The sequence below is a fragment of the Mesorhizobium sp. M7A.F.Ca.MR.148.00.0.0 genome (assembly GCF_003997735.1).
GTDB lineage: Bacteria > Pseudomonadota > Alphaproteobacteria > Rhizobiales > Rhizobiaceae > Mesorhizobium.
In genome coordinates this window covers 1-23,677 of record NZ_RZTB01000095.1, presented here as the reverse complement: position 1 = coordinate 23,677, position 23,677 = coordinate 1, and the positions used below count along the sequence as shown (strand labels likewise).

Annotated in this window: 26 protein-coding genes; 19 read left to right on the top strand and 7 right to left on the bottom strand. The window is 63.3% G+C overall.

The genetic code is table 11. The features are described from left to right. Window positions 1–117 precede the first annotated feature (117 nt). Window positions 118–870: a phosphonate metabolism transcriptional regulator PhnF gene (phnF, locus tag EOB49_RS25805; RefSeq protein ID WP_127382632.1), complete on the bottom strand. Its 753-nt coding sequence runs from the start codon at window positions 868–870 to the stop codon at window positions 118–120. A 131-nt stretch (window positions 871–1,001) separates the two neighbouring features. Between phnF and phnG the strand changes: the two genes are divergently transcribed. The 3 genes from phnG to EOB49_RS25790 are packed head-to-tail and all read left to right on the top strand — an operon-like array spanning window position 1,002 to window position 3,188. Further along, on the top strand, window positions 1,002–1,463 hold the full coding sequence (phnG, locus tag EOB49_RS25800; protein ID WP_127323228.1) for a phosphonate C-P lyase system protein PhnG: 462 nt from the start codon (window positions 1,002–1,004) through the stop codon (window positions 1,461–1,463). After that, window positions 1,463–2,074: a phosphonate C-P lyase system protein PhnH gene (gene phnH / locus EOB49_RS25795; protein ID WP_127382631.1), complete on the top strand. Its 612-nt coding sequence runs from the start codon at window positions 1,463–1,465 to the stop codon at window positions 2,072–2,074. Before phnG ends, phnH begins: the two co-directional genes overlap by 1 nt. A gap of 1 nt (window position 2,075) precedes the next feature. After that, a complete protein-coding gene (locus EOB49_RS25790; protein ID WP_127382630.1) occupies window positions 2,076–3,188 on the top strand; it encodes a carbon-phosphorus lyase complex subunit PhnI in 1,113 nt (370 codons plus the stop codon). A gap of 2 nt (window positions 3,189–3,190) precedes the next feature. Here the strand turns inward: EOB49_RS25790 and EOB49_RS25785 are convergent, their stop codons facing one another. After that, window positions 3,191–3,394 carry a hypothetical protein gene (locus EOB49_RS25785; protein ID WP_127382629.1) on the bottom strand — a complete coding sequence of 68 codons (204 nt, stop codon included), beginning with the start codon at window positions 3,392–3,394 and terminating at the stop codon, window positions 3,191–3,193. A gap of 65 nt (window positions 3,395–3,459) precedes the next feature. Here EOB49_RS25785 and EOB49_RS25780 point away from each other — a divergent pair, with 65 nt between their 5' ends. The 8 genes from EOB49_RS25780 (at window position 3,460) to phnE (EOB49_RS25745) (ending at window position 11,319) form a co-directional block, all read left to right on the top strand. Further along, window positions 3,460–4,359: an alpha-D-ribose 1-methylphosphonate 5-phosphate C-P-lyase PhnJ gene (locus EOB49_RS25780; RefSeq protein ID WP_127267989.1), complete on the top strand. Its 900-nt coding sequence runs from the start codon at window positions 3,460–3,462 to the stop codon at window positions 4,357–4,359. Then, window positions 4,356–5,132 carry a phosphonate C-P lyase system protein PhnK gene (gene phnK, locus EOB49_RS25775; RefSeq protein ID WP_127267988.1) on the top strand — a complete coding sequence of 259 codons (777 nt, stop codon included), beginning with the start codon at window positions 4,356–4,358 and terminating at the stop codon, window positions 5,130–5,132. Before EOB49_RS25780 ends, phnK begins: the two co-directional genes overlap by 4 nt. Before the next feature lie 37 nt (window positions 5,133–5,169). Further along, window positions 5,170–5,877 carry a phosphonate C-P lyase system protein PhnL gene (gene phnL, locus EOB49_RS25770; protein ID WP_127382628.1) on the top strand — a complete coding sequence of 236 codons (708 nt, stop codon included), beginning with the start codon at window positions 5,170–5,172 and terminating at the stop codon, window positions 5,875–5,877. After that, window positions 5,874–6,491 carry a DapH/DapD/GlmU-related protein gene (locus EOB49_RS25765; protein ID WP_127328208.1) on the top strand — a complete coding sequence of 206 codons (618 nt, stop codon included), beginning with the start codon at window positions 5,874–5,876 and terminating at the stop codon, window positions 6,489–6,491. Before phnL ends, EOB49_RS25765 begins: the two co-directional genes overlap by 4 nt. Before the next feature lie 373 nt (window positions 6,492–6,864). After that, a complete protein-coding gene (phnC, locus tag EOB49_RS25760; RefSeq protein ID WP_127382627.1) occupies window positions 6,865–7,722 on the top strand; it encodes a phosphonate ABC transporter ATP-binding protein in 858 nt (285 codons plus the stop codon). 84 nt (window positions 7,723–7,806) lie between these two features. Beyond that, the gene (gene phnD, locus EOB49_RS25755) at window positions 7,807–8,715 is read left to right on the top strand and encodes a phosphonate ABC transporter substrate-binding protein (RefSeq protein ID WP_127321054.1); all 909 of its coding nucleotides are present in this window, start codon (window positions 7,807–7,809) and stop codon (window positions 8,713–8,715) included. A 74-nt stretch (window positions 8,716–8,789) separates the two neighbouring features. Beyond that, window positions 8,790–9,764, top strand: coding sequence for a phosphonate ABC transporter, permease protein PhnE (gene phnE / locus EOB49_RS25750; protein WP_127271835.1), 975 nt, complete (start codon window positions 8,790–8,792; stop codon window positions 9,762–9,764). Window positions 9,765–9,768: 4 nt separating this feature from the next. Next, window positions 9,769–11,319, top strand: a complete 1,551-nt coding sequence (phnE, locus tag EOB49_RS25745) for a phosphonate ABC transporter, permease protein PhnE (protein WP_127272207.1) — start codon at window positions 9,769–9,771, stop codon at window positions 11,317–11,319. 74 nt (window positions 11,320–11,393) lie between these two features. Here the strand turns inward: phnE (EOB49_RS25745) and EOB49_RS25740 are convergent, their stop codons facing one another. The 3 genes from EOB49_RS25740 to EOB49_RS25730 form a co-directional block, all read right to left on the bottom strand. After that, window positions 11,394–12,248 (bottom strand): sugar phosphate isomerase/epimerase, encoded by an 855-nt coding sequence (locus EOB49_RS25740; RefSeq protein WP_127382626.1) that lies wholly within the window; start codon window positions 12,246–12,248, stop codon window positions 11,394–11,396. A 41-nt stretch (window positions 12,249–12,289) separates the two neighbouring features. Then, complete coding sequence (locus tag EOB49_RS25735; protein ID WP_127318758.1) at window positions 12,290–13,477, bottom strand: Gfo/Idh/MocA family oxidoreductase; 1,188 nt, start codon at window positions 13,475–13,477, stop codon at window positions 12,290–12,292. 150 nt (window positions 13,478–13,627) lie between these two features. Beyond that, window positions 13,628–14,683 carry a sugar phosphate isomerase/epimerase gene (locus tag EOB49_RS25730; RefSeq protein ID WP_127318760.1) on the bottom strand — a complete coding sequence of 352 codons (1,056 nt, stop codon included), beginning with the start codon at window positions 14,681–14,683 and terminating at the stop codon, window positions 13,628–13,630. Window positions 14,684–15,082: 399 nt separating this feature from the next. On the opposite strand from EOB49_RS25730, the gene EOB49_RS25725 reads away from it, so the two are divergent. The 5 genes from EOB49_RS25725 to EOB49_RS25705 all read left to right on the top strand — a co-directional run bounded on the left by EOB49_RS25725 (window position 15,083) and on the right by EOB49_RS25705 (window position 19,334). Continuing rightward, window positions 15,083–15,970 (top strand): sugar phosphate isomerase/epimerase, encoded by an 888-nt coding sequence (locus tag EOB49_RS25725; protein WP_023812461.1) that lies wholly within the window; start codon window positions 15,083–15,085, stop codon window positions 15,968–15,970. 60 nt (window positions 15,971–16,030) lie between these two features. Beyond that, window positions 16,031–17,200, top strand: coding sequence for a mandelate racemase/muconate lactonizing enzyme family protein (locus tag EOB49_RS25720; RefSeq protein WP_127328201.1), 1,170 nt, complete (start codon window positions 16,031–16,033; stop codon window positions 17,198–17,200). 2 nt (window positions 17,201–17,202) lie between these two features. After that, entirely contained in the window at window positions 17,203–17,919 is a 717-nt protein-coding gene (locus tag EOB49_RS25715) for a FadR/GntR family transcriptional regulator (protein WP_013529506.1), read from the top strand. A 5-nt stretch (window positions 17,920–17,924) separates the two neighbouring features. Beyond that, window positions 17,925–18,905, top strand: coding sequence for a hydroxyacid dehydrogenase (locus EOB49_RS25710; RefSeq protein ID WP_127382633.1), 981 nt, complete (start codon window positions 17,925–17,927; stop codon window positions 18,903–18,905). A gap of 96 nt (window positions 18,906–19,001) precedes the next feature. After that, complete coding sequence (locus EOB49_RS25705) at window positions 19,002–19,334, top strand: hypothetical protein (RefSeq protein WP_245472840.1); 333 nt, start codon at window positions 19,002–19,004, stop codon at window positions 19,332–19,334. 18 nt (window positions 19,335–19,352) lie between these two features. Here the strand turns inward: EOB49_RS25705 and EOB49_RS25700 are convergent, their stop codons facing one another. Continuing rightward, entirely contained in the window at window positions 19,353–20,651 is a 1,299-nt protein-coding gene (locus EOB49_RS25700) for an amidase (RefSeq protein WP_127382624.1), read from the bottom strand. Window positions 20,652–20,771: 120 nt separating this feature from the next. Between EOB49_RS25700 and EOB49_RS25695 the strand changes: the two genes are divergently transcribed. Next, on the top strand, window positions 20,772–21,119 hold the full coding sequence (locus tag EOB49_RS25695; protein WP_127382623.1) for a GFA family protein: 348 nt from the start codon (window positions 20,772–20,774) through the stop codon (window positions 21,117–21,119). A 60-nt stretch (window positions 21,120–21,179) separates the two neighbouring features. Here EOB49_RS25695 and EOB49_RS25690 read toward each other — a convergent pair whose 3' ends face one another. Continuing rightward, window positions 21,180–22,088, bottom strand: coding sequence for an SDR family oxidoreductase (locus EOB49_RS25690; RefSeq protein ID WP_127382622.1), 909 nt, complete (start codon window positions 22,086–22,088; stop codon window positions 21,180–21,182). A gap of 99 nt (window positions 22,089–22,187) precedes the next feature. On the opposite strand from EOB49_RS25690, the gene EOB49_RS25685 reads away from it, so the two are divergent. Beyond that, entirely contained in the window at window positions 22,188–22,766 is a 579-nt protein-coding gene (locus EOB49_RS25685) for a TetR/AcrR family transcriptional regulator (protein WP_245469859.1), read from the top strand. Window positions 22,767–23,286: 520 nt separating this feature from the next. Beyond that, window positions 23,287–23,677, top strand: a 391-nt coding sequence (locus EOB49_RS25680) for a cupin domain-containing protein (protein ID WP_164781808.1), incomplete at its 3' end; no start/stop codon positions are given.

Below are 23,677 nucleotides of genomic sequence, written 5' to 3'. Positions count from 1 at the left end.
CCTTCCTCTCCCTCCGGAGGGGGGAGAGGTGGCTCGGCGAAGCCGAGACGGAGTGGGGGAAGGCGGTCCTCAAACGCCAAGTCGCTGAAAAATAAGCGCGACCGAGCTGTCCACTCCCTACAGTGCCGACAGCTTCAACTCCACTCGTTCGGCCGGGAAGCGCGACTCGGAAAACTGGATCGGCTGGCCGTCCGGCGTGACGTTGACGGCGACCGTGACCAGTACGATGGCGCCCGGCTGCAGGTCGAGGTCGGCAAGGTCCGCCGCATCGGCATGGCGCGCCGACAGCACGGTCGATTGCCTGAGATAGTCGTCTATGCCGAACCGCGCCAGCGAGGCGGTGATCGACCCTGTTTCCGCCATCGCGGCATCGATGCCGGCAAAGCGCCGGGCCTCGAACCAGCCGGCCGCGCGCGACACCGGCCGTCCGTCGGCTTCGCCGCGCGTTTCCAGCCGGATCACGTCGGCTCCCTTGGGAAGACCCAGTCCCTCGGCGACGCGCTGACTGGCCGGCTCGACCGACGAGGCGAGCAGGACGATGTGCCGTTCCGTCGTTTGCCCTTGCAGCCCTGTCGAAAAACGTGTGCGCGCCCCGATCGGATAGGACAGCCGCTTGCGCGACAGCACGAAGGTGCCGCGCCCCTGCTCGGCCCGCAGCACGCCTTCCCTTATAAGGGCTGATATGGCGTTGCGCACCGTGTGACGGTTGACGCCATAGCGTTCTGCCAGCGCCACCTCCGGCGGCAGCGCTGCATTCTCCGTGAAATCGCCGATGGCGATCGCATGCAGGATCTTGTCGGCGATCTGCCGCCACAGCGAAACGCCACTGCGCCGCTCGATGCGGTCCGCTGACAGCTGCCCGACCTTCATTGCCCCCCACCTTCCAGCGCCCAGTCTTCTATCGCTGTCATCCACCCGTCATGGACACGCGCTAGATAATAGGTATAATTTGTATAGTTGTCTATATCAATAGACAAATTTAGCCACGAGGACGATAGCTTATGCGAGGACAGGAAGCCCGCGACCAGGCCGAGCGCAAGGCCGCCATGGCAACCCTTGCGCAATCCAGCGGCGATGACATCGTACGGCTCTGGAATGAGGCCGGACTGCCTTCGGACGCCGAGTTGCTGCGCGGCCCCGAAACCGGCCTTGTCACCCTGCGCGGCCGCATCGGCGGCGGCGGCGCGCCCTTCAATATCGGTGAGGCGACCGTCACCCGCGCCACGGTCCGGCTGCCCACCGGACAGGTCGGCCATTGCTATGCGCTTGGCCGCGACAAGCAGAAAGCGAGGCTGGCGGCCATCGCCGACGCGCTGTGGCAGGACCCTGCCCGCCGCAATGAGGTCGAGACCGGGCTGATAGCGCCCCTGCGGTCGGCTCTGACCGCAGCGCATGAAAAACGCCGCGCCGAGACGGCGGCAACGAAGGTGGATTTCTTCACCATGGTTCGCGGAGAAGACTGATGGACATTGCAGCGCAATCGATCGAGGGCGGTTTCGCCGATCCGGTCTTCGACGCCCAGACCGTGTTCCGCGCCGTCATGGACGCAATGGCTCGGCCGGGCAGCGTGCAGCCACTGCCGGCCTTCGCCCGCCCGCCGGCGCCGCTCTCGGCGACCGCCGGCGCCATCGCACTGGCGCTGTGCGATAACGACACCCCGCTCTGGCTCGACCAGGCCCTGCAAGCTTCCGCCGCGATCAGATCCTGGCTTGGGTTCCACACTGGCGCGCCCGTGGCCAACACACCGGCCGATGCGCATTTCGCCTTCATCGCGGCCCCGGCCGAGATGATGTCGCTTGATGGTTTTTCGCAGGGCACGCAGGACTATCCCGACCGTTCGACCACGCTGATCCTGCAAGTCGGCGATCTCGTCTCAGGCACGCCGCTGTTGCTCGAAGGTCCCGGCATCGAAACCAGCGCCACGATCGCGCCGGCACAGATGCCGCGCCATTTCGTCGAGCAGTGGAAACAGAACATCAAGCGCTTTCCGCGTGGCGTCGACATCATACTCGTCACATCAGGCGGCATTGCCTGCCTGCCGCGCACGACGCGCATCAAGACGATGGAGGTGTAAGATGTATGTCGCGGTAAAAGGCGGCGAAGCCGCAATCGCCAACGCCCACAGCCTGCTGGCCGACCGCCGGCGCGGCGACCGTTCGGTGCCGGCCCTTCGCCTTGATCAGATCGTCGAGCAACTGGCGCTCGGGGTCGACCGGGTGATGAGCGAAGGCTCGCTCTACGATCGGGAGTTGGCCGCCCTTGCCATCGTCCAGGCGCGCGGCGACTTGATCGAAGCGATCTTCCTGGTGCGCGCCTACCGCACCACGCTGCCGCGCTTCGGCTACTCCAGGCCCATCGACACCGCCGACATGCTGGTCGAGCGGCGCGTGTCGGCAACCTACAAGGACCTGCCCGGCGGCCAGTTGCTCGGGCCCACATTCGACTACACCCACCGGCTGCTCGATCCCGAGCTTGCCGCCGGCGCTGACGTCGCCCAGCCCTTGCTGCGCGAGACGGAAGCGCAAGCCATGCCGCGCGTCTCGGCGATCCTCGCCCGCGAAGGCCTGATCGAGCCGGATGGCGAGATGCCGCAGGACCATGTCCCCGGCGACATCACCCGCGAGCCCCTGGAATTCCCGATGGCGCGCGACATCCGCCTGCAGGCGCTGTCACGCGGCGACGAAGGTTTCCTGCTGGCGCTCGGCTATTCCACCCAGCGCGGCTATGCCCGCAACCATCCCTTCGTCGGCGAGATCCGCATCGGCGAGGTCGAGCTCGAGCTTGATGTCCCTGAGCTATCCTTTGCCGTGCCGCTCGGCACTGTCCGCGTCACCGAATGCCAGATGGTCAACCAGTTCAAGGGTTCGGCCAAGGCGCCGCCGCAGTTCACCCGCGGCTACGGCCTGGTCTTCGGCCAGAGCGAGCGTAAGGCGATGGCCATGGCGCTCTGCGACCGGGCGCTGCGCGCGAAGGAGCTCGGCGAGGATGTCGTCGCCGCGGCCCAGGACGAGGAGTTCGTCATCTCGCATTCCGACAATGTCCAGGCGACCGGCTTCGTCGAGCATCTGAAGCTGCCGCACTATGTCGATTTCCAGGCCGAACTCGACCTCGTGCGCCGCATGCGCGCCGAGTACGACGCCCGCGAAAATGCCGACATGCTGAAAGACAAGAAGGAGGCGGCAGAATGAGCCTAGTCGCCCGATCCGCCGTCACCGCCACCGCTGTCGTGCGAATGGTCGCCATGCCCGCCACTGTGGCCGCCGCCGATGCCAATGCTCCCGCCATGCGCGCCTTCCCTGGCTCCGGGAAAAACCATTCTTCGGAGGATAAAGGCGATCACGCCGACGAACGCCAGCAGCAGAATTCCGATATGCAGCCAAGCGGTCTGGGTCATCCGATTTCGCCCCTGTTTCCGCGTCCTGGACGCCAATTCGATAGCACAATGTGGATGTGATCGCCATGACCGACATCGCCACCTACAACTTCGCCTATCTCGACGAACAGACCAAGAGGATGATCCGCCGGGCGATCCTCAAGGGCATAGCTATTCCCGGCTATCAGGTGCCGTTCGCCTCGCGCGAAATGCCGATGCCCTATGGCTGGGGCACAGGCGGTGTGCAGGTCACAGCTTCGATCATCGGCCCGGATGACGTGCTGAAGGTCATCGACCAAGGCGCTGACGACACCACCAATGCTGTCTCGATCCGCGCCTTCTTCAAGAAGGTCGCCAACGTCGCGGTGACGACTGACACCGCCAGCGCCACCATCATCCAGACCCGTCACCGCATTCCCGAGCATCCGCTGACGGCGGGCCAGGTGCTGGTCTACCAGGTGCCGATCCCGGAACCCTTGCGCTTCCTCGAGCCACGCGAGACCGAAACGCGGAAAATGCATGCGCTGGAAGAATACGGCCTCATGCATGTGAAACTTTACGAGGACATCGCCAAACACGGCCGCATCGCCACCACCTATGCCTATCCGGTCAAGGTCGAGGGCCGCTATGTGATGGACCCGTCGCCGACGCCGAAATTCGACAATCCCAAGATGCACCGCTCGCCGGCGCTGCAGCTGTTCGGCGCCGGGCGCGAAAAGCGCATCTATGCGGTGCCGCCCTTCACCGAAGTGGTCAGCCTCGACTTCGAGGATCATCCGTTCGAGGTGCAGACCTTCGACCAGCCCTGCGCGCTGTGCGCGGCCGAGAATGTCTATCTCGACGAGGTCATCCTCGACGACCATGGAGGCCACATGTTCGTCTGCTCCGACACCGATCATTGCGAGAAGCGGCGGGCGGACGGCCATCACGGCCACCTTGCTTCAGAAAACCATCTTGCCTCGGAAAAAATGGAGCCGGCGCAATGACCGACGAACCGCTGCTGCGCGTCTCGGCGCTCTCCAAATTCTACGGCTCGCGCGTCGGCTGCGACAACGTCTCCTTCGACCTGTGGCCGGGCGAAGTCCTGGCTGTGGTCGGCGAGTCCGGCTCCGGCAAGACGACATTGCTCAACTGCCTGTCGACGCGGCTGCTGCCCTCCTCCGGCAGCGCCAGCTACCGCATGCGCGACGGCCAGTTCCGCGAGCTCTACCGCATGAGTGAGGCCGAGCGCCGCTTCCTGATGCGCACCGACTGGGGGTTTGTCCACCAGAACCCGGCCGACGGCCTGCGCATGACGGTGTCGGCCGGCGCCAATGTCGGCGAGCGGCTGATGGCGGTCGGCGACCGCCACTACGGCAAGATCCGCGCCACCGCCGTCGACTGGCTATCGCGCGTCGAGATCGACGAGGACCGCATCGACGACGAGCCGCGCGCCTTTTCCGGCGGCATGCGCCAGCGCCTGCAGATTGCCCGCAACCTCGTCACCGGCCCGCGTCTGGTGTTCATGGACGAGCCAACCGGCGGCCTCGACGTCTCGGTCCAGGCGCGCCTGCTCGACCTGCTGCGCGGTCTGGTCACCGATCTTGGTCTGGCGGCCATCGTCGTCACCCATGACCTTGCCGTGGCGCGGCTTTTGTCGCAGCGCATGATGGTGATGAAGGACGGCCGCGTCGTCGAAAGCGGTCTCACCGACCGCGTGCTCGACGACCCGCGCGCGCCTTACACGCAATTGCTTGTTTCCTCGATTCTGCAGGTTTGACGATGACGCAAACGACTGACGATTGGAGAACCTTCTGATGGCAACCCCGCTCGTTGTTTCCGGTGTTGCCAAGAGCTTCACCATGCATCTGCGCGACGGCATCAAACTGCCTGTTGTCGCCGGTGTCTCGTTCTCGATCAGGGCCGGCGAATGCACCGTGCTCGGCGGCCCGTCCGGTGCCGGCAAGAGCTCGATCCTGAAGATGCTCTACGGCAACTACGCCGTCGACGAAGGCCAGATCATCGTCACGCATGATGACGGGCTGATCGACCTGGCCACCGCCAGCCCTCGCACCGTGCTTGCGGTGCGCCGGCAAACGATCGGCTATGTCAGCCAGTTCCTGCGCACCGTGCCGCGCGTTTCGGCGCTCGATGTCGTCGCCGAACCGCTGGTCGAGCGCGGCGAGGATCGCGAGATTGCCCGCGGCAAGGCGCGCGCCTTGCTGGCACAGCTCAACCTGCCGGAGAAACTCTGGGCTTTGCCGCCTGCGACCTTTTCCGGCGGCGAGCAGCAGCGCGTCAACATCGCGCGCGGCTTCATCACCGAGCATCCGATCCTGCTGCTCGACGAACCGACCGCTTCGCTCGACGCCAGCAACCGCGATGTCGTGATCGAACTCATCGCCGCCAAGAAGGCGGCTGATGTCGCCCTGCTCGGCATCTTCCATGACCACGACGTGCGCGAGGCGGTTGCCGACCGCATCATCGACGTCACCGCGTTCGCGTCCGGAAAAATCGCCGCATGAGCAGGAAATTGTCCGAGACGCCGCTGGTCCACCCGACGGCGGATGTACAGAATTCGACGCTCGGCCGCTGGACCGAGATCGCCGACCGCAGCCGGGTCTCGGAAAGCGAACTTGGCGACTATTCCTACATGATGCAGGACTGCTCCGTCTGGTGCGCGACGATCGGCAAGTTCGCCAACATCGCGGCCAGCGTTCGCATCAACGCCACCAACCACCCGACCTGGCGGCCGACGCTGCATCACTTCACCTATCGCGCCTCGGACTACTGGGACGATGCCGAGCACGAGACAGAATTCTTCGCCCAGCGCCGCGCCAAACGCGTCACCATCGGCCACGACACCTGGCTCGGTCACGGCTCGACTATCCTGCCCGGCGTCACCGTCGGCGATGGCGCCGCGGTCGGCGCGGGTGCGGTGGTCTCGAAAGATGTCGCGCCCTATACCATTGTCGGCGGCGTGCCGGCCAAACCGATCCGCGAGCGCTTCGATCGCCGCACGGCCGAACGTTACCAGGCGCTCGCCTGGTGGGACTGGGACCATGCAAGGCTGCGCGCCGCGTTGGATGATTTCCGGGAGCTTGAGGCCGAGACGTTCCTAGAGAAATATGGCGGATAGCGACGTCCAGGAACGGTCACTGACGCGGGGCAGCGGGGCATTGTCACAAACCGCCCCGGCCCCTGCTATCCGCATGACGTGCCTCTCGACACCAGCATCGACGCCATGGCCCTTGTCTGGAACGCCTGAAGGACGGCCTCGCCGTTGCCAACGCGCGACGGACGAGTATGTGCGCATCACCTGACGCGGTTTTGCCACCGGCACCAGCCCGCCAGGCCCGCGTTCCACATGACCTTCGACTGCTGACCCAGGGTCGACCCTAGACTCCAGCCTGTGGAGCGTAACAAAACTGACATCACCGCGACATGGCAGGTTCATGTGGCTGCGTTAGGCGAGAGCCTGACGATCAATGGTCCGGACTGGAACCTGCCCCATGCCAGCAAATTCCGCCACGCTCGAAATCCGCGGTGTCACCCGACGATTTGGCAAGAACACTGCCGTCAGCGACATCAACATCGCGATCCCGCATGGTCAGATGGTTGGCGTCATCGGCCGTTCGGGCGCCGGCAAATCGACCCTTCTTCGCATGATCAACCGTCTCATCGATCCCAGCCAGGGGTCGATTTTTTTTGACGGCGCCGAGGTCTCCCAGCTGCGCGGTTCGCCACTACGGCGCTGGCAGCGCGATTGCGCCATGATCTTCCAGCAGTTCAACCTGGTGCCGCGCCTCGACGTGCTGACCAATGTGCTTCTCGGCCGGCTGAACCACCGCTCCACCATGTCGAACCTGCTCGGCATCTTCTCCCGCGAGGAACGAGCCGAGGCGATAGCAGCGCTGGAGCGTCTCGATATCGCCCGCACCGCGCTGCAGGCCGCCGGCACCTTGTCGGGTGGCCAGCAGCAGCGCGTCGCCATTGCCCGCGCGTTGATGCAGCAGCCGAAGGTGATCCTCGCCGACGAGCCGATCGCGTCACTCGATCCGCTCAACGCCAAGGTGGTTATGGATTCGCTGCAGGATATCAATTTGCGCGAAGGCATCACCGTGATCACCAACCTGCACACGCTGGACACGGCCCGCACCTATTGCAACCGTATCATCGGCATGGCTGCCGGCAAGGTCGTCTTCGACGGCCCGCCGGAAGAGCTCAACCGCGAGGCCGTGCGCATGGTCTACGGCGCCGACAGCAGCGGCGGCGAAATCTCCGAGGCCATCACCTCGACCAGTGTCATCATCAAGCAAAAAATCGCCGCATCCGCCGGACCGCTTGAGCCAGCCTTTCCTGGTTACTGAGCGACCTGGATCGCCAGCCCGCGTCAAGGGCATCATATCCCAACGCAGCCGGCGCGATGCCGGGACCAACAGGAGAGAGACGAGATGTTTAGAAAGATACTTTTCGGTGCCGTTTCCATCATGGCCATGGCGATGGGCTCGGTCCAGGCACAGGATCTGAAGGAATTCCGCGTCGGCATTCTGGGCGGCGAGAACGAAGCCGACCGTCTGCGCAACTACCAGTGCTTCGCCGACCACATCAAGCAAGTCCTCGGCGTCGAGAAAGTTTCGCTGTTCCCGGCCGCCGACTACGACGGCGTCATCCAGGGTCTGCTCGGCGGCACGCTCGACTATGCCGAACTCGGCGCTTCCGCCTACGCCAAGGTCTACCTCGAGAACAAGGACGCGGTTCAGCCGATCCTGACGACGGTCCAGACCGACGGTTCGACCGGCTACCATTCGGTTATGGTCGCCCGTGCGGATTCCGGCATCAAGACACTCGCTGACATGAAGGGCAAGAAACTCGGTTTCGCCGATCCCGATTCGACTTCCGGCTACCTGGTCCCGGTCACCTCGCTGCCCAAAGACATCGGCATGGATGTGAAGAGCTATTTCGCGTCGACCGGTTTCGGCGGCGGCCATGAACAGCTTGTCCTTGAAGTTCTGAAGGGCACCTTCGATGCCGGCACCACCTGGGCCTCCGGCGTCGGCGACTTCAAGGATGGCTACAGCTCCGGCAATCTGCGCAAGATGGTCGACAAGGGTGTCCTCAAGATGGACGACCTCGTAGAGTTGTGGCAGTCCCCCTTGATCCCGAACGGCCCGCTGGTCATACGCACCTCGCTCGACGCCGACACCAAGCAGAAGATCACCGATTTCCTGACTAAGCTTCCGCAGACCGACCCGGCCTGTTTCGCGGCGGTGCAAGGCGGCGACTTCAAGAGCTATTCGCCGGTCACCCCGGAATTCTATCAGGCGATCATCGACGCTCGTAAGGCGAAGATCGGCTCGTAAGCCAAAAGGCACGACGCCGCCGGGGCCAAAGTGCCGCCGGCGGCGTTGCCGCGTCACGGGCTGGGGAACTATCGATGAGTGCGACCGAAATTTACCGCGCGCCTGCGCTCTCCACGGAAGGAGCGTTGGCCGAGCGGCACTGGCGCGACCTCGCCGCTCGCCGGCGCCTCTACACGATCGGAGGCCTGGTTTTCCTGTTGCTTGCGCTCTCGGGCTCGCTCTGGTTCGCCAATGAGACCAACGCCGGAAAGTTCTTCGACCGCCTTCCCCACATCGCCGACTTTTTCGTCGAATTGAAGCCGCGCGACTGGTTCGACCCGGTGCGCGCGCTGTTCGACCTGCCGTCGCCCTATGACGATGGCAGCCTCAAATTCGACTATCCCGAAGGCCGGGTCTACCTGACCCAAGGCATCTACATTCCGGAGTATTTCTACCGGATGATCGAGACCCTGAACATTGCGCTGTTTTCGACCCTGGTCGGCTCCACCTTCGGTTTCCTGCTCTGCTTCCTGGCTGCAAGCAACGTGACGGCCAGCCGCTGGCTCCGCTTCACCACGCGCCGCTTCCTCGAAATTGTCCGCGCCTTTCCGGAAATCGTCATTGCCGGCTTTTTTCTGGCGATCTTCTCGCTTGGGCCCATTCCAGCGATCCTCGCGGTCAGCATCCACACCGTCGGCGCGCTCGGAAAAATGTTCTACGAAGTGGTCGAGAACGCCGACATGAAGCCTGACGAAGGCTTGCGGGCCGTTGGCGCCAACTGGGTCGAACGGGTGTGGTTCGGCATGGTGCCTCAGGTTCTGCCCAACTTCATGAGCTATTTCCTGCTCCGCTTCGAGATCAATGTGCGCGCTTCGACCATTCTCGGTGCCGTCGGCGCCGGCGGCATCGGCGAATCCCTGCGTCTTTCGATCAGCCGGGGCCATGAGGCCAAGACCATAGCCATCGTGTTTCTGCTGTTCTGCACGATTGTCGCCGTTGACCAGTTTTCGGCATGGCTGAGACAACGTCTCGTCGGCAGGCAGGCGTTCGCATACGGGCGCGGAGAGTAACGCAATGAACGCCGACGCCATCAACGACATCGCCGCTCGCTATCCCGATGCGTTTCAGCGGCCTTTATGGAAGCGCTATGCCGCCCCGTTCGGCATCCTTCTATGCATCCTCTACACCTTTTACTGCTCGTGGTTCTTCTCGATCGGCATCGTTCTCGGAAAGGCGAACTGGAACCTGGCCGGCGCTTATCTCGCCGACTGGGTGTCTTACGAAATCCGCCCGGACATCGAATTCAAGGACGGCTATCTGACCATCGACTACTCTCGTTTCTCCAAACTGGGATCCAATCCAAATCCCGACTGGGTTATCAAGCAGATTGCCGAGGTCGAGCGGCGGGTCGACGCCGCACCGGCACCGGCGACCGCGACCGACAAGTCGTCGCAGGGTTCGTTCATGGCGGCTGGCGCGCCAACGGCCGAGAATCCGGCCCCCTCGCCAGACAAACCAGTTCCGGCCGCGCCCAAAACGGTGCGTGAAAAGGCCGTGGTGGCGGCGACCGTCGTCCTTGGCAGCGGCCAGATTGCCATTGCGCCAAATCTTGTCACGGTGACGCGCGGCGCCGAAAGCGTCGTCTTCGACATTGCCAAGGACAGGTCTGTCACGCCGCGCACACCGCTGCCTGACTGGATAGAGCAACGCAAGCCAGGTTCGACAGCCTATGTCTCGTTCGGATTTTTGGGCCGCGCTGAAGTGCAAAATGACGAGGTGATCGCCTGGAGGCGGTTTTTTGGTTGGGCGAATTTTGTGTTTGACACGAATTCGCCATTCTGGGGAAAATCGTTTGGCGAGGTCGCTTCATTGATCGTCTCCGGAGAACGCATCGATCCGTCGAGGTCAAACGCAGCGCTTGCCTGGGACAACATCCTCTACAATGCCGAGTGGCAACACGGCGACGTGTGGCTGAAGCTTCTGCAAACCATCGTCATGGCTTTTGTCGGCACAGTGTTGGCCTCGGTCGTCGCCTTTCCGCTCGCCTTCCTGGCTGCGCGCAACATCACGCCGAACTGGTTGACCAACCAGGCGACAAAACGCTTCTTCGACTTCCTGCGGTCTGTCGACATGCTGATCTGGGCGCTGTTCTTCACCCGCGGCTTTGGTCCGGGGCCGCTGGCCGGCATGTCGGCGATCTTCTTCACCGATACCGGAACCCTGGGCAAGCTCTATTCCGAGGCGCTGGAAAACATCGACGACAAGCAGCGCGAAGGCATCCGCTCGGTGGGCGCCACACCAACAATGGTGCAACGCTACGGCGTGCTGCCTCAGGTTCTGCCAGTGTTCCTTAGCCAATCCCTCTATTTCTGGGAATCGAACACCCGCTCGGCGACAATCATCGGCGCCGTCGGTGCCGGCGGCATCGGTCTGAAATTATGGGAAGCCATGCGCACCGGCACCAACTGGGCCAATGTTTTCTACATGGTGCTGTTGATCCTGATTGTCGTTTTTGTCTTCGACAATATCTCCAACTATCTCCGCCGCAAACTGATGGGGACCGTCGGAAACGGCAACGACGAGCGCGCGCGGGGCGCCTCCGCCCGCCTGCTGCCGGCGGCTTAGACCACGATCCTGAATCGAAGGTCGACGAAGCAAAGGCGGTACCGGTTTTGCTTCGCCGACCTTCGGCTCGCGTCTCAGGCGCCGGCCGTCTTCCACCCGTTCCTGATATGCTTATACCCATCCCGATAAACCGCTTCAGGGCTCTCGGAAAAATCGCGCCACACCTTGGTCGCCGCCGCCAAATCCTTGAGCGAACGGCCGAACGCCTCGATCGTCAGCCAGTCGTCATAGCCGCTCTTGCGGATGGCGGAAAACGTTTCGGTCCAGGGAATGTTGCCGCGCCCCGGCACGCCGCGATCATTCTCCGAAATATGGATATGCACGACATTCCTGCGGTGTTTCGTGTAGGCGCCGATCGGGTCGGCCTCCTCGATATTGGCGTGGAAGGTGTCGTACATCGCCTTGATGTGCGGCCGGTCGATGGCGTCGATATGCTCCGACAAATCCGCCATCGTGTTGAGGAGATAGCATTCGAAGCGGTTGAGCGCCTCGAGGCCGATGGTGACGCCCTTGTTGCCGGCATGGTCGCCGATCGCGCGTTGCGAGGCGACCGAGCGCTTCTTCTCGGCAGAGGTCGGTCCGGAGCCGGAAAACGACCCGAGCGTCGAATGCAGCGGGCCGCTCAGCGTGCTGGCGCCAAGTGCCTGCGCGCAGTCGATCGCCCATTTCATGTAGTCGACCCCGGCCTTGCGCGTCGCCGCGTCGGCCGAGATCAAATTCATCGCCGGATCGCCCATGGCCGAAACAGAGGTCCGCTCCAGTCCGATGCGGTCGAGCAGATCGCCGAGTTTTTTATAATCGTCCGGCGCGCCGGCGAAGATCGGTATCTCGACGCCATCGAAGCCGGTCGCCTTGATATCGCGCAGCAACGGCTCGTGTTTCTTCGACACCGCCGTCGTCCACAAGAACATGCACATGCCGATTTTCATCGACGCTCCCCTCCCCTTGGATCCCCCGGACCGCCTCTATTTCAGAGCTTCGTCCACGCCCCATTCTTCTTCGACGACTTCACGCAGGCCTCGATGAAGGCCATGCCCTCGACGCCGTCCTGGATGGTCGGGAAGACGACGTCCTTGGCTGGCTTGCCGCCCTTGCGGCGTGCCGCCCGGATGGCGCGCGCGGCCTCCTGGTAGATGTTGGCGAAACCTTCGAGATAGCCTTCCGGATGACCCGACGGCACGCGGCTGACACGGCCCGCCACCGGCAGCGCGCCGGCGCCGTTGCGGGTGATCAGTTGCTTCGGCTGGCCGAACGGCGTGTACCAGAGATAGTTCGGGTCGGCCTGCACCCATTCCAGCCCGCCCTTGGAGCCATAGATGCGCAGCTTCAGCCCGTTCTCGTGGCCGGGCGCCACCTGGCTTGCCCAGATCATGCCCTTGGCCGGATGCGTCTTGCCGATAGGCTTGAAGCGCAGCATGACGTTGACGTTGTCATCGAGTAGCCGGCCCGGCACGAAGGCATCGAGATCGGCCGACAGGGAGTCCAGTTCCAGCCCTGAGACGAAGCGGGCGAGGTTGTAGGCATGCGTGCCGATATCGCCCAGCGCACCGCCGGCGCCTGCCTGCTTGGGGTCGGAGCGCCACGCCGCCTGCTTCTGGCCTGTCGCGGCCAAATCCTCGGTCAGCCAGTCCTGCGGATATTCGGACTGCACGATGCGGACGTCGCCGAGAACACCTTTGGCGACCATTTCGCGTGCTTGCCGGATCATCGGATAGGCGGTGTAGTTGTGCGTCAGCACGAACACCTTGCCGGTCTTCTCGACTATCGCCGCAAGCTTTTTCGCCTCGGCCAGGGTCGTCGCCAGCGGCTTGTCGCAGATGACGTGGATGCCGGCCTCGAGGAAAGCTTTTGCCGCCGGCACATGGACATTGTTGGGCGTGACGATGGCCACTGCCTCGATGCCGTCGGGGCGCTTCGCCTCGGCCTTGGCCATCTCGGCATAGGATGCATAGCTGCGTGCGGGGTCGAGCCCCAGTTCGGCGGCCGAGGCCTTGGCACGGGCCGGGTCGGCTGACAAAGCACCGGCAACCAGCACGAAATCATTGTCCAACCGCGCCGCGATCCGGTGCACCGCGCCGATGAAGGCGCCTTGCCCGCCGCCGACCATGCCATAGCGGATCGGGCCGCCTCCCGTTTCCGACTTCGATGCGCCGACCATATCTTGCTCCTCGCTGTTGCTCACCTCCCCCTTGAGGGGAGGTCGATCCGCGCAGCGGATCGGGTGGGGTCGTTGAGGCAGAGCTCGGCATGAACCGACCCCTCCCGGCCCTTCGGGCCACTCTCCCCTCGAGGGGGAGGGGAAACCGCGCTAGATGCCCATCATGGCGCGCAGCATCTTCTTGTCGGTGGTGCCGGCGGCGAAGTCGTCGAATGCCTTTTCGGTCACCCGGATGATGTGGTGCTCGATGAAAGGCGCGCCTTCGGCCGCACCATCCTCCGGATGCTTCAGGCAGCATTCCCACTCCAGCACCGCCCAGGAATCATAATTGTACTGCGTCAGCTTGGAGAAGATGCCGCCGAAATCCACCTGTCCATCGCCCAGCGAACGGAAGCGGCCGGCGCGGTTGGTCCAGCTCTGGTAGCCGGAATAGACGCCTTGCCGGCCGGTCGGGTTGAACTCGGCGTCCTTGACGTGAAACGCCTTGATGCGCTCGTGATAGATGTCGATGAATTCTAGATAGTCGAGCTGCTGCAGCAGGAAGTGCGACGGATCGTAATTGATGTTGCAGCGCTTGTGGCCCCCGACCGCGTCGAGGAACATCTCGAAGGTGGCGCCGTCGAACACGTCCTCAGAGGGGTGAATTTCATAGCCGACGTCGACGCCGTTGTCCTCGTAGACGTCGAGGATCGGCTTCCAGCGTTTGCCGAGCTCGCCAAACGCTTCCTCAATGAGTCCAGCCGGCCGCTGCGGGAACGGATAGAGATAAGGGAAAGCCAGCGAGCCGGTAAACGACACTGAAGCATTCAGGCCCAGATTGCGCGATGCTTTAGCGCCGAACTTCATCTGCTCGACAGCCCACTCCTGCCGGGCTGCGGGATTGTTGTGCACCGACGGCGGCGCAAAGCCATCCATCTGCGCGTCATAGGCTGGATGAACCGCGACCAACTGCCCCTGCAAATGCGTCGACAGTTCGGTGATCTCGACGCCGGCGTCAGCGCAGATGCCCTTCACCTCATCGCAATAGGCCTTGGAAGAAGCCGCCTTCTTGAGGTCGAACAGCCGCGCGTCCCAGGTCGGGATCTGCACGCCCTTGTAGCCGAGACCGGCCGCCCATTTGGTGATCGACGCCAGTGAGTTGAACGGCGCGGCGTCGCCCGCGAACTGCGCCAGAAACAGCCCAGGGCCCTTCATTGTCGTTGGCATCGCATCCTCCCTCATTTCTCTCTCGACCGAGCATAGCGCCGATTGGAAGCAGGGCCAGCCACTTTGGTCTTTCTCAACGGGTGCTTGCACGCACCGCCATTCTGGTATTACCAAATGTGGAAATTTGGTCAAGCCGCACAATGCGCCATCAAGACCCCAAAATCACCTGTTGCAGGCCTATATATCTCAATATAATCAAGGAAATAATCCATAGAGAAAGTTGCACCCCAGCGCTTCTTGCCGATCTGGAGAATTTGCTGTAGACCTCGCTTCAGGCCCAATTGGTCGAACCAGTTTGCGAAAAAAAGGCTGGGAACGCCTTGGGGAGGAACCTTTGTGTCGCCTTTTGGCGATGCATGTCGCAGGCGAACCATAGAGACGATTTGGGAAGGACAGACCATGCATCTTTCGACGCACAACTGGATGCGCGCGGAACCCTTGGAGACGACGCTCAAGCGCATCAAGAAATTCGGCTATGAGTCGATCGAGATTTCCGGCGAGCCCGAGCAGTACAAGACCAAGGAGACCCGGGCGCTGCTGAAGGAGCATGGTATTCGCTGCTGGGGCGCGGTGACCCTGATGCTGGGCGAGCGCAATCTTGCCGCCAGGAACCAGGGCCAGCGCGAGCGTTCCGTTCAGTATGTCAAGGACGTGCTGACCATGGTCAGCGAACTCGATGGCGAGATCATCACGCTGGTTCCGGCCACCGTCGGCAAGGTCGTGCCTGACGGGACCGAAGAAGAGGAATGGAAGTGGGTCGTCGACGCCACCCGTGAATGCTTCACCCACGCCAAGAAGGTCGGCGTCAAGATCGCTGTCGAACCCCTCAACCGCTTCGAGACCTATCTGTTCAATCGCGGCGCCCAGGCACTGGCGCTGGCTGACGCGGTCAGCCCCGAATGCGGCGTGTGCCTCGACGCTTACCACATCCACATGGAAGAATTTAACGTCTACGACGCGATCCGGCAGGCCGGAAAGCGCCTGTTCGACTTCCATGTCGCCGACAACAACCGGTTTGCCGCCGGCCTCGGCCAGATCGACTGGCCGAAGATCGTCGCCACCTTGCGCGAGATCGGCTATGACGGCGCGCTGACCAACGAGTTCGTCGCGCCCGTCGACCGGACGCCGGCAGCCCCCTATCCCGACATGGTCGAGCGCAATCCGGTCGACATCTCGCCCGAGCAGCTGAAGTTCATCCAGGACCACGGCTCCAGCGTGCTCACCGAGAAGTTCTACACCGACCAGATGCGCATCAACGCCGAAACGTTATTGCCGCTGATCAAGTAGCCGACTGCCTCTGGGAAATTCGCCCTTCCGCCCTGACCGGCGGCGGGGCTGGGGAAGAATATGCGTATCAAGTCCGTCCAAGCCTGGTGGATCCGCGTTCCGATCGAAGCCGCTCGGCAGCACCGCAGCGACTTCGGTCAGGTGACGACCTTCGACGCCGCCATCCTGCGCATCGCGACCGATGACGGGCTGGTCGGCTGGGGCGAAGGCAAGAACGCCGCCGGCAGTGCCGGCAGCTACGGTGCGCTCGTCCACATGCTGAACCATGAGGTCGGGCCGCAACTGATCGGTCGCGATCCGGCGGACATCGGCGTCATATGGGAGATGCTCTACAATGGCGTGCGCCACGACAGCGCAGCGCGCGGCGGCCACGCCATGCCGCAACTGGCGCGGCGCGGCATGAGCATCGCCGCCATCAGCGCCGTCGACATCGCGCTGTGGGACATTCTTGGCAAATCGCTTGGCGTTCCGGTCTGGCGGCTGCTGGGCGGCCGCAAGCTCGATCGCATGCCGGCTTACGCGTCCGGCGGCTGGGCGGCTGCCGACGCCATCGGCGAGCAGTTGAAATCCTACATAGCCAAGGGCGGCTTCAAGGCGCTGAAGATGCGGGTTGGCGCCATGGATGGCGCGGCGCACATTTCGGCCGGCCGCGTGCGGGCCGCACGGCAGGCGCTCGGCCCCGATGTCGAACTGATGGTCGACGCGCACGGCACCTACACGGTGGCCGAAGCCAAGCGCTTCATCCATCTCGTCAACGATCTGGACCTCGCCTGGTTCGAGGAGCCTATCATCGCCGACGACAAGCCCGGCATGGCTGAAGTGCGGGCGTCAGGTGCCGTCCCGATCGCCACCGGCGAAAGCGAGGCGACACGCTATGCCTTCCGCGATCTCGCCGTGCTGAAAGCCGCCGACATTTTCCAGCCGGATCCCGCCTTCTGCGGCGGTATCAGCGAGGCGATGAAGATCGGCACCATCGCCAGCGCCTTCAATCTGCGCTTTGCGCCGCATCTGTGGGCCGGCGCGCCCTGTTTTTTCGCAGGCTTGCATGTCTGCGCCGCCTCGCCGTCGAGTTTCACCGTCGAATACTCGCTCGGCGCCAACCCGATGATCCATGATCTGGTCGAAGAGACTGTCGAAGCCAGGGACGGTATGATAGCGATCCCGGAAAAACCGGGCCTGGGATTCACCATTTCGGAGCGGTTCCTGGAGGCGCACGCGCAACGCGGTTGACGATGAAAGAAAAGAACCTCCTCGCGGAACTCGCTGCCTACCTGTTCTCCCATTCGGACAAGGAGAGCGGCCGAACGCCTTCGGAACGCGAACTGGCGGAGCATTTCGCCGTCAGCCGCGGCCAGATCCGCGAGGCGCTGGCCATCCTGGAGGCCATGCGCATCGTCGAGCGCCGGGCCAAGTCCGGTATCTACATCGACACCAAGCAGGCCAGCGTGGAGGCCATGGCGCTCTTTGCCCGCGCGGGCCTGCCGCTCGACCCGATCCAGATCTACGAGACGGTCGAACTGCGCAAGATCCACGAGATCAAGGCGGCCGAACTTGCCTGTTCGCGCGCCACCGAGGAGAATTTCGAGCGGCTGCGCGAGATACTGAAAGCTTCGGAAGAGCGCATTGCCGCCGGCGAAGGGCTTGCCAGGGAAGACCGTGAATTCCACCTCGAGATCGTGCGCGCCACCAAGAACAGCGTCTTCCACAATGTCTGCAGCGTCTACTACATGATGGGCGAGCAGCGCCTGCCGATCTATTTCAACGACCCCGAGCGCAACGTGCGCTCGCATGCCGAGCATATCCAGATCTATGAGGCGCTGCTGCGCCGCGATGGCAATCTCGCCCAGGCGCTGATGAGCGCCCATTTGCAAGGGGCTGAGAGCTACTGGAAAGGCCTGATCGAGGGCCATGGCGAGGAACCTCAAAGCCCGGCGCTCGAAAAAGCTTGACCGACATGGCCCGTATCCTCACGACCCACGCCCTGCACCCGCGCGCCTCGGCCATGCTGGCCGGCGCCGGAGAACTCGTCGTCGCCTCCGCCATCGATCCGGCCACGCTGGCCGCCGAGGCGAAAGATGCCGACATCGTCATCGTGCGCGCGCCGCTGCCACCACAGCTTTTCGACGGCGCAAAGCTGCTGCGGGCGGCAATCCGTCATGGCGCCGGGCTCGACATGATCCCGATGGAAGCAGCGGCGACGGCCGGCGTGCTGGTGGCGAATGTGCCGGCGGTCAATGCCCGCTCGGTTGCCGAGCACGTCATGTTCGCGGCGCTCGCCTTGCTGCGCAACTTCCGCGTCGTTGACCGCGACCTGCGCGCCAAAGGCTGGCTTGCCGGCCGCGAGCACGCCAATTCCAACATCGAGCTTGCCGGCAAGACCATCGGCATCGTTGGCCTTGGTGCCGTTGGCCAGGCGGTCGGCCATATCGCGGCGCACGGCTTCGACCTGAAGGTGGTGGCAACGACGCGCAGCATGCAGCCGGCGCCGGACAAGGTCGGCTTCCTGTCGATCGACGCTCTCGTCGAGCAGAGCGACATCATCGTTCTGTGCTGCCCGCTGACGCCGGAAACGCGCGGCCTGATCAACCGTGAGCGGATCGCCCGCATGAAGCCGCATGCGCTGCTGATCAACGTGTCGCGCGGACCGGTCATCGATGACGATGCGCTGATCGAGGCGTTGCAGAAACGCCGTATCGGCGGTGCCGCGCTCGATGTTTTTGCGACACAGCCGCTGCCGTCGAACCATCCCTATTTCGGCTTCGACAATGTCATCATCACGCCGCACATGGCCGGGATCACCGAGGAATCGATGATGCGCATGGGCGTCGGCGCGGCGGGCGAAGCCTTGCTGGTGCTGGCCAACAAGCTGCCGGTCAATCTGCGCAATCCAGAAGTGGTCGATCACTATCGGCGGCGGTTTCCGGCGAACCTGTAACGCATCGCGGTTTCGCCCCAATTCGTCGCGACGCTGAGGGTCATGTCCGATCCACGCCTCGCATCCCTGGTAGTCGTCGTTTGTTCGCTCTGCGCCATGCCGTCATTCGCGGCCGAGAGCAGTTATGTCTATTGCGACAACGGGCTGCGCTGCTTCAAGGCGCCGTGCCCGTCGAACAGCGCACTCGACCTTGCCACCGGGGCGATCATCAAGGGCGTCTCTATCGACCCAAGCGGATTGCCGCAGGCCGACAAGGCGATAACCGATCTTTCCGACGCGCTTTATGCCGGCAAGATCGTCGTCAGGGGTTCGATCGAGCACCGCACCCAGATCATCACCGGCAAGGACTACAGCGTGCCCTGGCTGGTCGCGACCCGTATCGTGCGGACCGCCAAGGACAGCGAACGCAAGCACTGTTCGTCGCACTGATATTCAGTCCAGCCCTGGTCACGCGCCAAGCAGCTGCTCTATTTCAGCGGCAATCCGCAGCAGGCGCCGGTCATGCCCGTTGCGCGCCACCAGCATCAGGCCGGCCGGCAGCGGAGTGCCCGGCATCGGCAGCGAGATCGCGCAGAGATCGAACTGGTTGGCGACCTGCGTGTTGCGCAGCAGCAGGCCCTCGGTGCGGTCGCGCAGCTCGGCGCCGTCAGCCATCGAGACGATGGTCGGCGCCGTCACCGGCGTGGTCGGCAGAGCCAGCACATCGACCGATGCCAGCCGCTCGTCCATGGCGGCGACGAGCGCTGTGCGACGGCGCATTGCCCTGATGTAGACAGGCGTCGGCAGCATGGCCGCCCGCGACAAAGGTCCGCTGACATGCGGGTCGACCGGCACCGACGCGCCTGACGCCAGCCAGTCGGCATGCACTTCGGCCCCTTCCATCGCAGCGATCGAGCCACGCTTGGTCGTCGCGCGCAAATCGGCAAGCAGATCGTCGATCGACAGGTCGGCGATCCGCGCGCCTGTCTGCTCGATCTTGCCAAGGCAGCGGTCGAACGCGGTCGCCACCTCGCCTTCCGTCTCTTCGAAAAGGACGCCGCGCGGAATGCCTATGCGAAGCCCTGCAAGGGCAATCGGCGCCAGCGCGGTCGGCAGCACCTCGCCGGCCATCACGGCGTCGGCGGCGGCACACTGGGCGACGGTTCGGGCAAGCGGCCCGATCGAGTCCAGCGTGGCGGACAATGGGAACACGCCGGCGAGCGGCACGCGTCGCGCTGTCGGCTTGAAGCCGACGACACCGTTGAGTGAAGCCGGTATGCGTATCGAACCGCCGGTATCGGAACCGATCGATATTTCGCTTGTCCCCTCGCCGACGGAAACGCCTGCGCCCGAGGAAGAGCCGCCCGGAATGCGACTGGCGTCCACGGCATTGCCAGGCGTGCCGAAATGGCTGTTGTCGCCGATCGCGGTGAATGCGAATTCGGTCATGTTGGTCTTGCCTATGATGACCGCGCCGGCCTGCCGCAGCCGGCTGACGATTGCCGCGTCGCTTTGGGCGGGCGCCGCGGTCTTGCGCATCAGCGAACCGGCCGTGGTCGGCTCGCCGGCGACATCGAACAGGTCCTTGATCGAGACGATGGTGCCGTCGAGCGGCCCTAGCGTCACACTTGCCCGCTTGCGGGCATCGCTGGCATCAGCCGCGGCCCGTGCGGCTTCGGCATAGAGCTTGTTGAACACGTGCTCTTCGCCGGCACGGGCGGCGAGGCGCGCAAGAATGATTTCCAGATGATCACGAACGGATTGCATTTTCGGTGTCGGACTCCGGACGCCTTGAACGTCTTAAGGGGGTGCGGCCAGTGCATGGCTTGCCCAGACTTAACCCGGCGCAGGCAGTTTTGCACCCTGTCGAATACGAGGAAAAACCCGATGCTCTACAAAGGCAGCTGCCACTGCGGCAAGGTGGCCTTCGAATTCAAGGCCGAACTGACCGGTGCCATCAGGTGCAATTGTTCGATCTGCGCGCGCAAGAGCGCCCTGCTGTGTGCCATCCCGCATGAGACCTTGCGGGTCCTGGCCTGGGGCGACGATTTGGGCACTTACACATTCGGCAACCATGCCATCGCGCACCGGTTCTGCCGGGCTTGCGGCATCCATCCCTTTGCGGAGGATGTCCGCGAGGGCCGTGAACGCAGCGCCTATATCAATATTAACTGCGTGGCCGATCTCGACCCTTCGACGCTGTCGGTCTTCGATTTCGACGGGCGGTCCGCCTGACGCAATTCCAGGAAAAGTGCGCAGCGGTTTTCCGTCCGGAATTGCGCAGGAACCAATTACCTATCGATAGCCCGTCGCATCGGCGGGCTTGCCGGCGTCCTGAACCTCGGGAACATAACGCCAGGCGTCGGGCTGTGAGCCGTCGAGGTCGGTAAAGCCGTAGACCTGCGCCAGCCCGCCGCTGGACAGCGACTGTCCGTTCCAGCGCGAGCGGTCCGGATCCGCCGCCAAAGCCGCAACGGCGCGGCCGACGAAACGTGGCGTCTCGGAAATGACGAAATGCGGCACCTCAGCGGTGGCGTCGCGCCAATTGCCCTCGCTCACGCCAAAGGCTTCCAGCATCATCTCCGAACGCAGCCAGCCGGGCGTCAGCGACACGGACGTTGCGTCGTGTTTGGCGAGATCCTGGGCATGCGCCCATGCCATGCGCGTCACCGCGACCTTGGCGAGATCGTAGAATGGCGACAGCCGGTAGTGATCGGCATTGTATTCGGCCGTGCCGTCTGTGACTTCGATGAGCAGCCCGCCCGGACGTTCGATCAACAGCGGCAGCGCATGGTGCGCGGTGATCAGATGCGTGTCGATGCCGAGCCGCAGCATGCGCAGGCCATTGTCCAGATTGTGGTCCCAGACCGGTTTGTCCCACTCGAACAGTTTCTCGCCACCCCAGATGTCATTCACCAGTATGTCGAGCCGGCCTTGTTCGGTGCGGATGCGCTCGACCAGTTTGCGCACATCGTCGGCCACCAGATGATCGATCTGAACGGCGATGCCCTTGCCTCCGTTCGCCGAGACCAGTTCCGCTGTTTCCTCGATGGTTTCGGGCCGGGCATATTCGGATTGCTGGGCGCGCGTGCTGCGCCCGGTGACATAGACGGTGGCGCCGGCTGCGCCGAGTTCGATCGCTATGCCCCGTCCGGCGCCGCGCGTCCCGCCGGCGACCAGAGCAACTTTCCCTTGCAGCGTCATTGAACTCTCCCAAAAACGGTCTCATCGATCAGACAAGGCTGGCTTGTGCTGTTCGCGCCATATATATAAATGATCATTCGGTTATATCGGGATGTCAAGATGACACGGCCAAAAACCCAGTCCGACGAGCAGGTGCTGGAGACCGCGCACCGGCTAATCCACGAGCATGGTCCCGAAGCACTCACCTTCGAGCGTCTGGCAAAGGCCTGCGGTCTCTCCGGTGCAACGCTGGTGCAGCGCTTCAAGAACAAGGCGCAGCTGAAACAGCGCACTTTGCTGCACGCCTGGGACGGTCTCGACGAGAACACCAGAAAGCTGGCAGCCGCCGTTCCCAGAACCCCCACTGGTGCGGTCGCGTTGCTGGTGGCGCTGTCGCAATTCTATGGCGGCATCGAATCCTATGCCGAAGGCCTGCTTGTCCTGCGCGAGGATCTGCGCGATCCCGTGCTCAGGGCGCGGGGTGCGGCCTGGAAGGCGTTCCTGTGCGACACACTTGCAGCCTGTTTTGCCAAGACGCCCAACCCGCCACGCGACATCGGCCTGCTGATGGCCTCGCATTGGCAAGGCTCGTTGCTGTGGTGGAGCTTTGACCCGGCCATCGAAGTGGCCGCCTATGTCGAGGACAGCCTGAACCGCTTCGTCGCTGCCATCACAACGGCGCCGGCCCGAAAACCGTGATGGTTCTTGGCGTCTCGGCTATGATCCGATGTCGCCTTCAGCCGCGCCTTCAAGCGCGTCATCGGCTTGGCGCGCAGCCATCTCCGGGGCGAGGAACAGGCCGATATCCGCCAGGCCAGCTGACGCACAGGGTTTCGAACTCAGCTTGCCAAAGGCAGTTCGGCGGTCCCGGCAGCTTTTTTGCCGGCAGCTTTTCGCGATAGGAATTTTTTCTTGACTCGGTGACCTCAGCTATGCTACATTTCTGTCTATGGTGCTGATTTGCGCCAGTGACCCGCCGCACAGGCGGGTTTTCGTTTGATGCTCCGTCCCTACGCCTGGCGAAAGCTCCGAAGGAACCCGTTGACCCGAGTTCATTGCCCTGAGCCGACGCATGGAGCCGTGACGGACTGGCGATTCCAGGCTAAAGCAATTCCAGGAAAAGTGTGAAGCGGTTTTTCCGTCCGGAATTGCGTCAAAACAAAGAGATAGAGCGGTTCAACGTTTCCGTTAAACGATGAACTGCTCTAGAAAAATCCGCATGGTTTTCACCTCGCCCAAGACTGCCTTGCCGGCCTCGGAGGGTCCGCTCACCGACATCTTGCGCGCATTGCGGCTTGATGGCGTCGACTATGGCCGCTGCGAACTTTCAGAGCCATGGGCCGTGTTGTTTCCTGCCCAGAAGGCAGCAAGATTTCACTTCATTGGCCGCCGCGGATGCTGGCTGTTCTCGCCAGCCGGAGAATGGATTGAGCTGACACCCGGCGATGCGTTGCTCTTGCCGCGCGGCGCCGAGCATGTCGTTGCCAGCGCGCCTGGCATTCCTGCCGTGCCGATCGAAAGCTACACTGTCGAGCCTTTGCAGGACAATGTCTTCAATGTCTTCAATGTCTCCAATGGCGGCCACGGCCCGAAAATCTTGCTGTTTTGCG